This is a genomic window from Halomonas sp. GFAJ-1 (assembly GCF_000236625.2).
GTDB lineage: Bacteria > Pseudomonadota > Gammaproteobacteria > Pseudomonadales > Halomonadaceae > Vreelandella.
In genome coordinates, this window is the sequence record NZ_AHBC01000021.1 from 36,929 (window position 1) to 50,942 (window position 14,014).

At 55.1% G+C, this 14,014-nt stretch carries 15 protein-coding genes; 12 read left to right on the plus strand and 3 right to left on the minus strand.

Features of this window, described 5'->3' with window-relative positions; translation table 11 throughout:
- Positions 1 to 13: 13 nt before the first annotated feature.
- A complete protein-coding gene (locus tag MOY_RS05310; protein ID WP_009097319.1) occupies positions 14 to 1,030 on the minus strand; it encodes a DUF1853 family protein in 1,017 nt (338 codons plus the stop codon).
- 115 nt (positions 1,031 to 1,145) lie between these two features.
- Entirely contained in the window at positions 1,146 to 2,462 is a 1,317-nt protein-coding gene (locus MOY_RS05315; RefSeq protein ID WP_009097322.1) for a ferredoxin reductase family protein, read from the minus strand.
- A gap of 161 nt (positions 2,463 to 2,623) precedes the next feature.
- Here MOY_RS05315 and MOY_RS05320 point away from each other — a divergent pair, with 161 nt between their 5' ends.
- From MOY_RS05320 to MOY_RS05360, 9 genes are all read left to right on the plus strand, one after another.
- Entirely contained in the window at positions 2,624 to 3,979 is a 1,356-nt protein-coding gene (locus tag MOY_RS05320) for a Glu/Leu/Phe/Val family dehydrogenase (protein WP_009097324.1), read from the plus strand.
- A 124-nt stretch (positions 3,980 to 4,103) separates the two neighbouring features.
- Positions 4,104 to 4,325, plus strand: a complete 222-nt coding sequence (locus MOY_RS16865) for a hypothetical protein (protein ID WP_009097326.1) — start codon at positions 4,104 to 4,106, stop codon at positions 4,323 to 4,325.
- A 133-nt stretch (positions 4,326 to 4,458) separates the two neighbouring features.
- Positions 4,459 to 5,436, plus strand: coding sequence for a phosphate/phosphite/phosphonate ABC transporter substrate-binding protein (gene phnD / locus MOY_RS05330; protein ID WP_009097328.1), 978 nt, complete (start codon positions 4,459 to 4,461; stop codon positions 5,434 to 5,436).
- Positions 5,437 to 5,514: 78 nt separating this feature from the next.
- The gene (phnC, locus tag MOY_RS05335; protein ID WP_009097330.1) at positions 5,515 to 6,381 is read left to right on the plus strand and encodes a phosphonate ABC transporter ATP-binding protein; all 867 of its coding nucleotides are present in this window, start codon (positions 5,515 to 5,517) and stop codon (positions 6,379 to 6,381) included.
- Entirely contained in the window at positions 6,378 to 7,205 is an 828-nt protein-coding gene (phnE, locus tag MOY_RS05340) for a phosphonate ABC transporter, permease protein PhnE (RefSeq protein ID WP_009097332.1), read from the plus strand. The genes phnC and phnE (MOY_RS05340) overlap by 4 nt, the downstream gene beginning before the upstream one ends.
- Positions 7,206 to 7,237: 32 nt before the next feature.
- Positions 7,238 to 8,053 (plus strand): phosphonate ABC transporter, permease protein PhnE, encoded by an 816-nt coding sequence (phnE, locus tag MOY_RS05345; protein WP_009097334.1) that lies wholly within the window; start codon positions 7,238 to 7,240, stop codon positions 8,051 to 8,053.
- A 26-nt stretch (positions 8,054 to 8,079) separates the two neighbouring features.
- Positions 8,080 to 8,709 carry a histidine phosphatase family protein gene (locus tag MOY_RS05350; protein ID WP_009097335.1) on the plus strand — a complete coding sequence of 210 codons (630 nt, stop codon included), beginning with the start codon at positions 8,080 to 8,082 and terminating at the stop codon, positions 8,707 to 8,709.
- Between the two features lie 145 nt (positions 8,710 to 8,854).
- Positions 8,855 to 9,325 (plus strand): C40 family peptidase, encoded by a 471-nt coding sequence (locus tag MOY_RS05355; RefSeq protein WP_035540178.1) that lies wholly within the window; start codon positions 8,855 to 8,857, stop codon positions 9,323 to 9,325.
- Between the two features lie 305 nt (positions 9,326 to 9,630).
- Positions 9,631 to 11,361 (plus strand): putative bifunctional diguanylate cyclase/phosphodiesterase, encoded by a 1,731-nt coding sequence (locus MOY_RS05360; protein ID WP_009097339.1) that lies wholly within the window; start codon positions 9,631 to 9,633, stop codon positions 11,359 to 11,361.
- Between the two features lie 60 nt (positions 11,362 to 11,421).
- Here MOY_RS05360 and MOY_RS05365 read toward each other — a convergent pair whose 3' ends face one another.
- Positions 11,422 to 11,988, minus strand: a complete 567-nt coding sequence (locus MOY_RS05365) for a putative metalloprotease CJM1_0395 family protein (RefSeq protein WP_009097341.1) — start codon at positions 11,986 to 11,988, stop codon at positions 11,422 to 11,424.
- Between the two features lie 211 nt (positions 11,989 to 12,199).
- Between MOY_RS05365 and MOY_RS05370 the strand changes: the two genes are divergently transcribed.
- The 3 genes from MOY_RS05370 to MOY_RS05380 all read left to right on the plus strand — a co-directional run bounded on the left by MOY_RS05370 (position 12,200) and on the right by MOY_RS05380 (position 14,010).
- A complete protein-coding gene (locus tag MOY_RS05370) occupies positions 12,200 to 12,427 on the plus strand; it encodes a DUF2835 family protein (protein WP_009097344.1) in 228 nt (75 codons plus the stop codon).
- Between the two features lie 128 nt (positions 12,428 to 12,555).
- Positions 12,556 to 13,134, plus strand: coding sequence for an antibiotic biosynthesis monooxygenase (locus MOY_RS05375; protein WP_009097346.1), 579 nt, complete (start codon positions 12,556 to 12,558; stop codon positions 13,132 to 13,134).
- A gap of 204 nt (positions 13,135 to 13,338) precedes the next feature.
- Entirely contained in the window at positions 13,339 to 14,010 is a 672-nt protein-coding gene (locus tag MOY_RS05380) for a glutathione S-transferase (RefSeq protein ID WP_009097348.1), read from the plus strand.
- Positions 14,011 to 14,014 lie beyond the last annotated feature (4 nt).

A 14,014-nucleotide genomic window follows, 5' to 3' on the forward strand; every position in this document is an offset into this window, starting at 1 on the left:
GCGAAGTGATTGTTTAATCGCGAGGGCGGGGCGGCAGCGGCACTTGGCGTGGCCAGTCATTGGGGACAAGGATGAGACGCTCCAGTGGCTGCATCTTTGTTGCTGTTGCTGTTCCTGTCTCCGCTTCTGGGTCGTAAAGCATCACCTGCTGTGGCCCGTAGCGCTCAATCAGTGGCTTCACGATTGCCATTTCCTCGTTGGCTGGCTGAAACGCCGCTTTAGGTGGCGGGGCCAGCCAATGGGGTTTCTCCAACCACGCCATGTGCAGTGACTCACTCGTTTGGGCTGCAAGCGCTGGCCAATCTTTTATATAACACCACCTACCGCGCCGATGATTGGCTGTTGCCCCGATGGGCGGCGGCATTGCCGTGTGCCAGGGATAAAACAGTACGCCGGGCATGGCTAGGCGCTGGGTGAGCTGGCCGTTAAGCGGCGCGGTGGGGCCAAGGTCCCTTGGCGCTAGCCATTGGGTGATCAGTGCCTGCGCGACGGCGGTACTCGAAATGGGCAGCTGATGGTGGCGCAGATGGCTGCATTTCAGCGCTAGGCTGTCTAGCCCGCCAGGGCCAATCCAGCGGCTTTGGCTGGTGGCATCTCCCGGCCCTTCGGGTAGCCCTAGGTAGAACTTAATGGCTACTTCCAAATGCACGGGAGCGGTGTTGTCGCGGGTACGGTAGAGCATATCCAGCTCGCCGAGCGTGTTGCGCCGCTGCGTAATGCGTAGGTTCTTGGCCAAAAGCCGGGTAGTAGGGGCATTATCTAACAGCAGGTGCCAAAGCTGTTCGTGGTAGTGGCCCATACGGGTAGCTAACCTGCCATCCAGCGCGTTCAGCTTTGGCGTAAGCTGCGCCAACCAGGCGTCTATGCTGTCCGTCAAACCAAGCTCTTGTTGCGTTGGCTTGCCGCCACAGGGGATGGGCGGCGGTAGCTCAACGACATCCGGTGTGGCGATTAGCCACGCTAAGTCGCGGGCTGCTTGAGAGCTAAGGTGAGCGGAGTAGTGCTCGCTGGGCGCGTTGCTCACTATCACAGAAGGCACTCGTGAATCATTGCAGGGCGTACGCTGCCAGGAGCACAACGGCGACTAATAGCGCCAGCACTAGCCCCCCTGCGTATCTTGCGTAGTTATGCAGCATAAAAACTCCCTAAACGATGTCAAAGCGGTCGGAGAAAATATGGGTGGGGGCGATGCCCTGGGCAATTAAGCCCTTTTCAGCACTATCCATCATGGGGTCCGGGCCGCAAATAAAGTAGTCACGCTTCCCATCATCCTGGGGCAAGCAGCGGGCCAGGAGATCTTGGTCAACGTAGCCCACTTCCCCTTCCCAGCCCTCATGGGGGTCTGAAATAACGTGAATCAGCGTTAAGTTAAGTTGCTGAGCCAATTCATCCAGGTTGTCACGGAAGGTGGCTTCTTGCCAGGTGGGGTTGGCATAAATCAGCCAAATCGGTTGGCGGTCTTGCTGGTCGCGAAAGGTGTAGAGCATGCTCATAAACGGCGTAATGCCAATTCCCCCTGCGATCATTACTAGCCCCGAGGGATTGTTGGGGCGAGGGATGAAAGCGCCAAATGGGCCCTCAATAAACGCAGGTGTATTGGCGGTTACCTTGGGTAGTTGTCGGGTAAAGTCGCCCAGGCGTTTAGCGCTGAAGGTTATACGACCACTGCTGGCAGCGCTTGATGAGAGCGAAAAAGGGTGTTGCTGTAGCGACCATGGGGTGTCGCCCAGGGTAATCCAGAAGAATTGCCCCGGTTGGAAAGTGAAGCGGTGAGGGCCTGCGGGTTCAAGCGTCAGTGTGGTGGTATCGCCGCGCTCAAGCTTTGTGTCCACCACGCGCCAGGGGCGACGGCGCATACGCCATGGCCTTAATAAGCGGGTTTCGAGTACCAAGCAGGCCGGAATCAGAATAAGCAGCGCCAGACCCATCGAGGTAACCAAGCCCTCAGTGTAACGCTGGGCCATTATGGCGTGGCCAAGCCCCCCAAAAACGATAAACAGCGCTAAGCCGCCATGGAGTAGGTGCCACCACTCATATGGTAGCCCAAAACGTTTTCGCCAGAGCGAGCTAATAATCAGCACAATGCTGGCACCTAGCAGCGCTATCAGGGTTAGGGCGCGCAGGGTTTCTTCTCGTGGGTCAAGAAAGTGAATCAGCGAAGGGTGGGCGATAAACAGGGCAACGGGGTGGGCAATAACCAGGAAAAGCGCCCCAATACCGATCTGGCGATGAAACTGGAGTACGTTATCAAAACCGATCTCATGGGCAAACCAAGCGTGTCGGCCCGATATTAACGCCTGCAGTGCCATGATGCTTAGGGCGAGTGCGCCAAGCAACACCGCCGCTTCACCAAGCCAACTGCGGGGTGTTGGTGGTGAGAGCAGCAGCCAGCCTATCGGCAGCAGGGCAAGTAAACTGTAAAGGCTTCCCCAAGCTAGGGCGCTACGTGTTATTGGACTCACTATGTTCTCCCTGGGCATCCGTGCGAATAGCCTAAGTGTGAGAAAAAGCTGGGATTTCGCAAGTTAAAAAGCGTGTGCATTTACCAAGCTGCTACGCTTACAAAGTGCTAGGTCCCTTATGAGCAGGCGCTGGCGCCTATCAAGCAGAAGGAGAGTGCTACATGGCCAATGCGAAAGCGAAAAAGCATAAAGCAAAGCAGCAAGCATCCAAAACACGTAAACCGCAAGCTGAAAAGAAGACGCTGCAAGCCCTGACCCCTGAAACAGGCGCGGCGCTTTTTGAAGATGCCCGCTCGCGGCTGGAGGCGGTATTTGAAGCGTTGGATATTCACCCGGATGCCCAGGCACGGTTGATGCAGCCGAGCCTATCGTTGCAGGTAAGTGTGCCAATCCGCATGGATGACGGAAGCCTGAAGGCCTTCCCCGCTTGGCGGGTTCAGTACGATACCAGCTTAGGGCCTGCCAAAGGTGGCGTGCGTTTCCATACGGACGTTAATCAGCACGAAGTCACCACGCTAAGTTTCTGGATGGCGGTGAAGTGCGCGGTGGTTAGCTTACCTTATGGCGGGGGGAAAGGTGGTGTACAGGTAGATGCCAAGGCCCTCTCCTCCCTTGAGCGAGAGCGGTTGGCTCGGGGCTATATTCGTGCCATTGCCGATATTATGGGGCCAGACCGAGATATTCCCGCCCCGGATGTAAATACCGATGCTACGGTAATGGGCTGGATGATTGATGAGTACGAACATATCGTGCGTGCCCAAGCGCCTGCCGCTATCACAGGTAAGCCGCTGTCTCTAGGGGGCTCCCCGGGTCGGGTAGCGGCCACCGGGCGCGGCGCGTTAAAAGTGCTGAATTTGTGGGCCGAGCGCGAAGAGCGCAAGCCAGAAGAGACCACCGTTGCCGTGCAGGGATTTGGTAATGCTGCTTATCATTTTGCCCGACTAGCCAGTGAGCGGGGTTATAAAATTGTGGCGGTATCGGACTCAAGCGGCGCTATTTACAGCGCGGACGGGCTTGATGTTGACGCTGCGAAGCAGGACAAAGACAAGCACGGTTCGTTATCCAAGAGTAAACAAGGTAAATCACTGGCAGGCGATAAACTGCTGTCGCTTGAGGTGGATGTGTTGGCGTTAGCGGCACTAGAGAACCAAATTCACTGCGATAACGTTGACGATGTGCAGGCGGGGGCGATTCTTGAAATTGCTAACGGGCCGTTAACCAGCGATGCCGATGATGTATTAGCCAAACGCGAAATACCTGTGCTACCTGATGTCTTGGCTAATACTGGCGGCGTCATTGTTAGCTATTTTGAGTGGCTGCAGAACCGCGCAGGCGAAAAATGGCTAGAAGAAGAGGTCAATCAGCGCCTAGATAGCCTGCTGGGTGTGCAGGCAGAAAGCGTGTTGGCGCGGGCGGAGAAAGAGAAAGTCACCTATCGCCAAGCCGCCTACCGCCAGGGAATAGAACGCATCGCTGAAGCCATCATGGCGCGAGGAAATTGCCAGAATTACCGTTAACTAAAGTCAGTACAAAAAGAGTAGCGGGCCCAAAGGGGCCCGCTAAGTGTTCGCAGCCGCCTACGTCGACTTAGATAATTTCAAAGCGTTTAACGATGCTTATGGCTAGGCCCGCGGTGATCTCGTGATTATTTTGCTGTCGCGCTTGCTGCAGGGCGGTATCACTATTGAAAGCCGCCAAGGTGCTACGGCGTTCTTTCCCTTTGTTAGCGTGTCGATTGCGGTTAAACCCATTATCGACCCCAGCACCTGCAAGGCACTGGACATTGCCGCCCAACTTTCCGAGCTAAAACATCAGGCGAAAAAAATAGTCGGTAATAGTCTCTTTATAGATCGACGGAACTGACGCGTGCTGCCTTAGCTAAGGGGTGTCACTTTGCTGTCATTGAGACGTCACTAGGTTGTCACGAGAGTGACCCGCTGCTGTCATGCAGGCTTGGCAGGATAGCGTCATCTTTGAACAGCCACTTAGGTGATGCATGCACGCTCCCACGCTTTCTAACTCGCTTTCCCGCACATTGATTAGCGCTGCTGTTGCAAGTGCATTTGCGCTGGCAGCAGTTAACGCCTCCGCCGACCTCTCCTCGCGCTACGTAGACAACGATGGCGATATGGTTGCCGATGCACCGACTGACGAGTCTCAGTGGGTCGACCCGGACACCTTGGTCTTTGCCTATACGCCGGTTGAAGACCCTGCTGTTTATGCGGATGTATGGTCTGGCTTTCTGGATCATCTAAGCGAAGCAACCGGTAAGCGTGTGCAGTTCTTCCCCGTGCAGTCGAATGCTGCCCAGCAAGAGGCGCTGCGTGCAGGCCGCTTGCATGTCGCGGGTTTCAACACAGGCGGTGTGCCGGTTGCTGTTAACTGTGGTGGCTTTCGCCCCTTCGCCATTATGGCGAGTGAAGATGGTAGCTACGGCTATGAGATGGAAATTATTACCTATCCCGGTAGCGGTATTGAGTCCGTTGAAGACCTTGAAGGTCGCCAATTGGCGTTTACCTCAGAAACCTCTAACTCTGGTTTCCGTGCGCCCTCTGCGCTGCTGCGCTCTGAGTATGGGTTAGAAGCCGATAACGATTACAAGACCGCGTTCTCCGGCTCTCACGATAACTCTGTGCTAGGTGTAGTGAATAAAGATTACGATGCTGCCGCCATTGCTAACTCGGTGGCTACTCGGATGATCTCGCGCGGTGTGGTAAGCGAAGGCGATTACGAGATTATCTATACCTCCGAAACCTTCCCCACCACGGCTTATGGCGTTGCCCACAATCTAAAGCCTGAGCTTGCCCAGCAAATTCAAGACGCATTCTTCAGCTACGACTGGGAAGGCACCGCCCTTGAGGCTGAGTTTGCCAATTCCGGTGAAGCGCAGTTTATCCCGATCACCTATGAAGAGCATTGGTCTGTGATTCGCACCATTGCTGAAGCCAACGGTGTGACTTACGACTGCGATTAACCCTTTGGCAGCTGTGCAACCCCATCGGCCAGAAGGGCAACCTTCTGGCCGAACCGTTATGAAGATGAGGTAAAACCCATGTTGACACTTACCGGCGTTGGCAAACGTTACCCCACTGGGGATCGTGCGCTTACTGATATCGAGCTGGCGCTTCCCAAAGGCCAGGTCATGGCGCTGATTGGGCCGTCTGGGGCGGGTAAAAGCACCCTGATTCGCTGTGTTAATCGCTTGGTGGAGCCCACCCAAGGCAGCATTCGGTTGGAAGATATCGAGCTGACGAAGCTATCAGGCAATCGTCTGCGCCACGCGCGTCGCTCCATGGGGATGATCTTCCAGGAATACGCCTTGGTGGATCGCTTAACCGTGATGGATAACGTGCTCTCCGGTCAGCTAGGCTATGTTGGATTCTGGCGTAGCTTTTTGCGCCGTTACCCTCAGGAAGCCGTGACCGAGGCGTTTCGGCTACTTGAACGGGTTGGCCTTCCCCATGCCATCGACAAGCGCGCCGATGCGCTCTCTGGCGGCCAGCGCCAGCGGGTTGGCATAGCCCGTGCGCTGTTACAAAGCCCTAAGCTGCTCCTGGTCGATGAACCCACCGCGAGCCTTGACCCAAAAACTTCCCGGCAAATCATGCGACTGATTCGTGAGCTATGCGCTGAACGGGAACTTGCAGCGATCATTAATATTCACGATGTGGCGCTGGCGAAGCAGTTTGCCGACCGTATTGTGGGGTTGCGGGCAGGTGAAATCGTCTTTGATGGCAAGCCAAGTGAGCTAACCAGCGAGATTCTTACCACGATATACGGTGAAGAGTATTGGGATACGTCGCCTGAGCCTGTTGAGAGTGGCGATGTTGAAGAGAAGGAAAATGCGTTCACTCGCCAACCCTATGCTGCCCACACGCAGCGGCCGTTGGCCAGTGTTGCCAGCGGAGGCGCGCTATGAGCGGTGTTGATACGCTGGCGCGTCAACAGGCGGCACGCCAAGGCCATTGGCGGAGGCTACCGCTGATTGATAATCCGCGTATGCGCTGGGGGTTGGTGCTGGGCGGCGTCGTGTATTTGGTGCTCGCATTAGCGTCTGTCGAAGTAAACTGGGCGCGTGTGGCGGAAGGTTCTGGGCGCGCACTGAATTTTCTCGGGGCATTTTTGCAGCCCGACTTTGTTAGTCGCCAAAACGACATTATGGCGGGTCTGCTGGAAAGCCTCACCATGACGTTAACCTCTACGGTGATTGGCGTGTTGCTGGCGATTCCCGTGGGGTTGGGGGCGGCGCGCAATATCTCGCCCTTACCCATCTACGCAGTATGCCGCGCCATTATTGCGGTCTCGCGCACCTTCCAGGAAATTATCATCGCGATTCTATTTGTGGTGATGTTCGGCTTTGGGCCGTTTGCCGGGATGCTGACCTTGGCGTTTGCCACCATTGGCTTTATGGCCAAACTGCTGGCAGAAGATATTGAAGACCTCGACTGGCGGCAGGTAGAAGCCGTGCGCGCCACCGGGGCGAGCTGGTGGCAAACCATGAACCATGCCATCCAACCCCAGGTGATGCCGCGCTTAATTGGCTTGTCGATGTACCGGCTGGATATCAACTTCCGTGAGTCATCGGTGATTGGCATTGTCGGGGCGGGCGGCATTGGCGCGACTCTCAACACCTCACTCAGCCGTTATGAGTACGGTACTTCTGCCGCCATCTTGTTAATTATCATCGCGATTGTACTGATGAGCGAGTACGCCTCCAGCTACGTTCGTCGCTGGACGCAATAACCCCACGCCGCTTGTCTTTAAGAGGAAACGTTATGCCAGTTTCAACAACACCCCAGGGCGCGCCGCTGTGGCAGCGGCGCACTACTCGCGCCCAGTGGCTTCAGTACGCCGCCTGGCTTGTCGGCATCAGCCTGTTTCTACTGTGCTGGAAAGTGATTTCTGATAACACCATGTGGGTGTTTGTCGAAGATGCGGGCCGCCAAGGCAGCGACTTGATCAGCCGAATGATGCCGCCGCGTTGGGAGTATGCCAGCGTGCTATGGAAGCCCATGTGGGATACGCTGAACATCGCTACGTTAGGCACCGTGCTGGGCATTGCCATGGCGTTTCCTGTGGCATTTTTAGCCGCACGCAACACTACGCCGCACCCGCTGGTACGCAGCCTAGCGCTCACCGTTATCGTCTCATCGCGCTCTATTAACTCGCTGATTTGGGCCATGCTGCTGGTCACCATTCTTGGCCCCGGTGTGCTGGCGGGAATCATCGCCATCGCGCTGCGCTCAATTGGTTTTGTCGGCAAGCTGCTCTATGAGGCCATTGAAGAGATTCACCCCACCCCCGTTGAGGCAATTAGCGCCACCGGCGCCAGCCGTCTACAGGTGATGAACTACGGTGTGCTGCCCCAGGTTATGCCTGCTTTCGCGGGTATCAGCGTGTATCGCTGGGACATTAATATTCGTGAGTCTACCGTGCTAGGTCTGGTTGGCGCTGGCGGTATCGGCTTGCAGCTTAACGCGTCGATTAACAGCCTCGCCTGGAACCAGGTTAGCGTTATCTTTGTGATGATTTTTGCCACGGTATTGGTCTCAGAGTGGATCTCTGCCCGTGTACGCCACGCTATTATCTAGCCAGACAGCCAGGGTAAGGAGCGATCATGCGCTTTCCAAATGCCACTATCACGACCATCGATATTATGCGCCACGGCGAGCCAGTCGGCGGGCGCATGCTGCGTGGTAGTACCGACCATCCGCTGAGTAAAGCCGGTTGGCAGCAAGTGAGTGATGCCGTGATGCGACAAAGTGTGGATGGGCGGCTGCCTTATGATGCCGTTATCAGCTCACCGCTGCTGCGCTGTCGTGAATTTGCGCTGTGGTTAGGTGAAGAGTTCGACCTGCCGGTACAGGTGGAGGATGACCTAGCTGAGCTTCACTTGGGGCGCTGGGAGGGCAAAACCCATGCTCAGGTGTTTGCCGAAGAGGGTAGCGAGCAGATGAGCGCGTTTTGGCATAACCCTTCCCAAGCGGCTCCACCCGAAGGGGAAACAGTAGATGCATTGGATGCTCGGGTCAGTGATGTCTGGCGGCGACTGTTGGTAAGCCCACCGGGCAAGCATGTACTGGTGGTCGCCCACCTGTTTGTATGTAACGCGTTGCTGCGTCAAGTATTGGAACAGCCGCTTTGCAATAGCTTAGTGATGGATTTGCCCTATGCCGCGATGAGCCGACTACGCCATGAGCGCCATGCGCTGGGAGAAACCACCTTCGTTGAGTGGATTGGGCGTTAAATAAACCGCGCCATGAATCAGTAGCGAGTCACCAGCTCTTAGGCCATGATAAAGCGATTGCTAACATGCCGCGCTGGAGCGTTTTATGCCGTTTCCCTGTGTGCTCTCTATGTACTTTGTGCCGCTGGTCCGCTTGCGGCGGTTGATGCCTCTGCAGCGCTTAATCACGCTGTTCGCCCTGTTGCTGATAGCTGGGTGTGCCGGCAAAGAGGTTGCCCCGCCATCTGCGCCTGGTGCTCAGGCGGGGATCTCCATGGAGCGAGCGCTGATTCTTTCCCATGCCCAAAAAGCCATTGGTACGCCGTACCGTTTTGGCGGTAACTCTCCAGAAGGGCTGGACTGCTCGGGGTTAGTTGAAATGACTTACCGCGCAGCAGGTATTCGTGTTCCCCGTACCGCCCATGATCAATTCCGGGCACTGCCTGCGGTTGATACTCCCCGTCCTGGGGATTTGCTGTTTTTTGGCAGTGGCGCGAAAGCCTCGCATGTTGGGATTTATCGCGGTAACCGGCAGATGATTCACGCCCCTGGCAGCGGCCGGGCAGTGGTCAGCGTGCCCTTGGATATCGATTATTGGGAGCAGCGCTTTTTAGGCGCGGCAGGGGTTGCGCCTTAAACCAGCATCATCGGCGTAGGGGTGGTTTTTGCATGTTTCTTGACCCTTGTCGCGTTGACTAATCGCTGTTTCATGTAAAACATAGTGTTTGTGTGTGGTGGTAGTATGGCTAAACGTAATCCAACCTATACTGAGTTAGATGAGGAGAACGCAGCTGCGCGTGTCAGTCTCTGAGTCTGCTTAAGGAGCTGGCGTTGTCTCTGCAAACTAATCATGATGCTCCTGAACTGGATAGTGCTACTGCACGTTCAAGAACGACTGGGTCGAGAACGACTGGGTCGAGAACGACTGGGTCCATAACTTCTATGTCGACGATCCTAGCGTCGAAAACCACCCCCGGTGCACCGCTTCTTCGCGCTGAGTCGGCGTTTAATTTCGCCAACGAAGCCATCATTATTACCGATGCCAACGGCTGTGTGGCCGACGTTAATCCCGCGTTTTGTGAACTCACCGGCTTATGCCTTGAAGAGGTCTACGGCCAATCCTTAGAGGCGTTTAGCATTTTATCCCTCGACGACAGCCGCACCACGCGCTTCATGCGTGAGCAACAGCAGCTTCGGGATCGCAGTAAATGCCAAGTGAGTTACCGCAGCCACGACGGCCAGTTTTACCCTGGCATGATGTCGATAAATCGCGTGCGTAATGCACAGGGGCAGGTCGACCACCATGTCGTTGTCCTGGCTGATCTTTCCGCCATCCCTGCCCACGCGCGTCACCTGAAACGTGAGGTCTTTTTTGATGCGTTGACCGGGTTGCCTAACCTTCAGCTACTCACCCAGTTGATTCAGGAGTCGATCCAGCATGCGGAAGCCAAACAACTACCGCTGGCAATATGTTCCCTGGATATCGACCATTTTCAGACGGTTAACGAGCAGCTAGGTGCCCATGTCGGGGATAGTTTACTTTCCACCTTTGCGCAGCGTATTAGCCACCTGCTGTTTGGCGATGATGTGTTGGCGCGGGTGGGAGGCGATGAGTTTGTGCTGCTACTGCACCACAGCGACGATGAGCACTTCTTTGAAAAGCTGCTGACCACGATCCGAAAACCGCTGGTGATTGATGGACAAAGCATCTATCTCACCGCGAGTTTGGGCATTACACGTTACCCAAATGACCACTCCCAGGGCGATGTGCTGCTGCGCCATGCTCACCAAGCTATGTACCGAGCAAAGCAGCGGGGACGGGATACCTACCACTTTTTTGACCCCACCCAAGATCGTCTGTTGCAAGTGCGTCATGAGCAGCGTCAGCGTTTCATGGATGCCCTTAACCACAACGAGTTGCGGCTTTTTTATCAGCCTCAGGTAGATATGGCCAGTGGGCGAGTGGTGGGCGTGGAAGCGTTGATTCGATGGCAGCACCCAGATGAGGGGCTGCTCTCGCCGGCCCAGTTTTTACCCATTATTGATGCCACGCCGCTGGAGGTCGACCTTGGGGAGTGGGTGATTGAGCAGGCACTACAGCAGCTTACCGAATGGCAAAAAGCCGGTATTGTGCTGCCTATCAACGTGAACATCAGCCCTGCCCACCTGCTGGGTAAAGAGTTCAGTGAGCGGCTTGCCGAGCTGCTAGCTAGTTACCCTACGGTTGCGCCTGCCATGCTTAAGCTCGAAGTGCTTGAGAGCGCTGCCATGCACGATATTCAGGCAGCGCTAAAAAACATGGCACGTTGCCAAGCCTTAGGGGTTGGGTTTGCCATTGATGATTTTGGAACGGGCTTTTCGTCGTTAACGCATTTGCGTCAGCTGCCCGTTAATCTAATCAAAATCGATCAGAGCTTTGTACGCGATATGCTGAGCGACCAGGACGATATGGCAATCGTGGAAAGCGTAATCTACATGGCTAACCGCTTTAAGCGGCCGATGTTAGCCGAAGGTGTTGAAACCCTGGCCCATGCGAAAGCGTTAATGGCATTGGGCTGTGAGCTTGCCCAGGGCTATGGCATTGCTCGCCCTATGCCCCCGTGTGAAATGCCAGCTTGGCTGGAGGGGTGGCCGCAGCGCAATGATTGGCACTCTTTAGCAACGCTGCAATAAGGATATGGCAACGCTTCAACGCCGCTAGGGTTATAAGGGATTTAACCTGGGCGGCTCGATTCAGGCGGCTTGCTCCGGTGGGCTGGTGGCGGCTCCATCGTTACGTGCTTGATTCATTTGACTCTGCTCTAAGGCCGCTTCCAGCTTAGCTTCCAGCAGGTATTGTCGCGCTTGGGCAGCGACCTGATAATCTTTAGGTGAGGGGTCGGCAGGCGCTAAGGCCGCGGCGATCACCGTTTGCATTTTTTCCACTGTCGCTTGTGGGTCGCCAGGAACCGGGCCGTAGTCAATGGGCACTTCGCCGGCAACCGCGTAGCGCTTGCCATCAGGACCTATCTCATACTCGTAAGAGGCGCCGCCAGTATAAGGGCCGCCCGCTATCTGGTGGGCCATTTCATGCTGGCGCACCGCCCGGTCAGTCTGCTTTAGCTGCTCTAAATACTGGATTTCCTCAGGTGCTAACGGGGTGCCGTCCGCCCGGGTGGGGCCTGTTGCTTCACTGGCGCGCTGATCATCTTCGCTCACCTGCGTAGCATCGTCGGTTTGAGCGCGGCGCTGTGCTTCTTCGGCGATAGCGGGCGACGATGGGCTACTGGCCGCTATGGGCGAAGCAATAAACGCACTCATAAAGGAGAGTTCCATAAGCAGTTACCGGCGTATAAATGGTTATAGGTAGTCTTGAGTATCAGCGAGCCAGCCCTGGTGCGCAAATATGGCGTTCTGTTTTTCTCGGCATTTGCCTGCTTTGGGAGTCGCTAGCGGGCGTAAGTGCTGTCCTCTTTAGTACCGCTCTATTATTATCTGCTCAATATTAAGTGTTACTTTTTTAAGAGTGTTTATGCCTGCCATTGATGTGGTTATCCATCTCTCCGAGAGTGAATGCCTAGCGCACTATGAAGGTCGCTACGCCAATGTGCGTACCCGTAGTGTGGATGGCCGCTGGGTGGTTTTTCCTGCCGAAGCGCTGCGCCGTGTTGTAACAAGAGAGGGTGTTCAGGGCATTTTTCGGCTTGAGTTTTCTGATCAGGGGCGCTTTGTTAGCATCCAGCCGCTCTCAAAGCGTTGAGCGCTTGATCAGTGCCCACATGGCACCAACATTGCATGTATACTGCAGTGCAAGTAACGGGCTTACCCGCCCACTAGTAAACAGCCTGCTTACCCGGCAATGGCTGTAGTATCTTTAGGAGATATACCATGTCTGCTTCACCTGTCACCTTAATGGTGGCCCGCCGCGTGGCGAATGGCCGCTATCAAGACTTTAACCGTTGGTTAAATGAAGGGCGTGAACTAGCGGCTGACTTTCCAGGCTACCTGGGGTCAGGCGTATTGGCGCCGCCAAAAGATGACGACGAGTATCAAATTATTTTTCGATTTAGCAGCAGCGACACGCTAAACGCCTGGGAACATTCCGCTTCACGCCACGCCTGGCTTGCCCGTGGGAAAGACCTGTATGAGGCCCCCCATGAGCATCGCGCGACGGGTCTTGATGCTTGGTTTCAGGTTAACCCAGGGGTTACCCCGCCCCGCTGGAAGCAAGCGGTGGCCGTTTGGTTGGCGTTTTTCCCTGTCTCACTAATGTTTCAATGGTTATTTGGCGGCGCCATCGCGGATTGGGCGTTAGTTCCCCGGGTAGTCGTTAGCACGCTGATGCTTACCCCGGTTATGGTGTTTGTATTTATCCCGCTTTCAATGCGTTTATTGGCTCCCTGGTTGCAGGGTAAATGGTCATTCGCTGATCTCTTGGCAAAGTGGCGCCACGAGCACAAAGCATAAGTAAGTAGAGCGTCAATGTGACCAAAATGGTGCRCTATTTGCACTCCTATTGTGCAAATAGTTGTCTTGAGTCAAAAACTAAGCTTTGCTTAACACTTCCATAGGGTTCAACGCTGCAAGGGTGCTACGCTATATAAGCTTGCAGTAAAAGGATAACTGGCGCTGACCCGTTGGCAGCGTGACAAGTCGCCCCATGGAGTGTTTATGATTCACGTTCATCATCTGGAAAAGTCCCGTTCCCACCGAATCTTATGGCTTCTTGAATTACTAGGCGTTGAGTACGAGATCCAGGTTTATCAGCGTGATCGTAAAACTCAACAAGCGCCAGATGCGCTTAAAAAAATCCACCCGCTAGGTAAGTCTCCTGTTATTACCGATGGCGAATTAACCGTCGCTGAGTCTGGCGCTATTATTGATTACCTTATCAGCCGTTATGGTGAAGGGCGCCTGCAGCCAGCGGAGGCTGATACGAATGACTGGGTAGATTATCGCTACTGGCTACACTATGCCGAAGGCTCATTGATGCCCCTGTTGGTGATGGGCCTGGTGTTTAATCAAATCCCCAAACAGTCACCATGGTTCATTAAGCCCCTGGCTAAAGGCATTAGTTCGACCGTGCGCCAGCGTTTTATTCAGCCACAAATGAACCAGCATTTAGACGTTATTAATAAGCACCTGGGCTCAAAGGAAAACTTCGCCGGACGTTGGCCAAGTGGGGCTGATGTACAAATGAGTTTTCCGCTTCAAGCCGTGGCGGCTACCCAGTCACTGGAAAAGTACCCGCACATTGCCGCGTTTGTAGCGCGTATCGAAAATGATGCTGCGTGGCAGCGAGTAGTTGTGCGGGCAGGCCCGCTCACCATGCCCGGTGAGTAGGGCC

What these genes read in the sequence shown, in the direction of transcription:
- phnE (WP_009097332.1), top strand. Translation starts at nt 6,378, where the DNA reads ATGAGCGGTGTTGATACGCTGGCGCGTCAACAGGCGGCACGCCAAGGC.
- MOY_RS05370 (WP_009097344.1), top strand. Translation starts at nt 12,200, where the DNA reads ATGCCTGCCATTGATGTGGTTATCCATCTCTCCGAGAGTGAATGCCTA.
- MOY_RS05350 (WP_009097335.1), top strand. Translation starts at nt 8,080, where the DNA reads ATGCGCTTTCCAAATGCCACTATCACGACCATCGATATTATGCGCCAC.
- MOY_RS05360 (WP_009097339.1), top strand. Translation starts at nt 9,631, where the DNA reads ATGTCGACGATCCTAGCGTCGAAAACCACCCCCGGTGCACCGCTTCTT.
- MOY_RS05320 (WP_009097324.1), top strand. Translation starts at nt 2,624, where the DNA reads ATGGCCAATGCGAAAGCGAAAAAGCATAAAGCAAAGCAGCAAGCATCC.
- MOY_RS05380 (WP_009097348.1), top strand. Translation starts at nt 13,339, where the DNA reads ATGATTCACGTTCATCATCTGGAAAAGTCCCGTTCCCACCGAATCTTA.
- phnC (WP_009097330.1), top strand. Translation starts at nt 5,515, where the DNA reads ATGTTGACACTTACCGGCGTTGGCAAACGTTACCCCACTGGGGATCGT.
- phnD (WP_009097328.1), top strand. Translation starts at nt 4,459, where the DNA reads ATGCACGCTCCCACGCTTTCTAACTCGCTTTCCCGCACATTGATTAGC.
- phnE (WP_009097334.1), top strand. Translation starts at nt 7,238, where the DNA reads ATGCCAGTTTCAACAACACCCCAGGGCGCGCCGCTGTGGCAGCGGCGC.
- MOY_RS05355 (WP_035540178.1), top strand. Translation starts at nt 8,855, where the DNA reads ATGCCTCTGCAGCGCTTAATCACGCTGTTCGCCCTGTTGCTGATAGCT.
- MOY_RS05365 (WP_009097341.1), bottom strand. Translation starts at nt 11,988, where the DNA reads ATGAGTGCGTTTATTGCTTCGCCCATAGCGGCCAGTAGCCCATCGTCG.
- MOY_RS05375 (WP_009097346.1), top strand. Translation starts at nt 12,556, where the DNA reads ATGTCTGCTTCACCTGTCACCTTAATGGTGGCCCGCCGCGTGGCGAAT.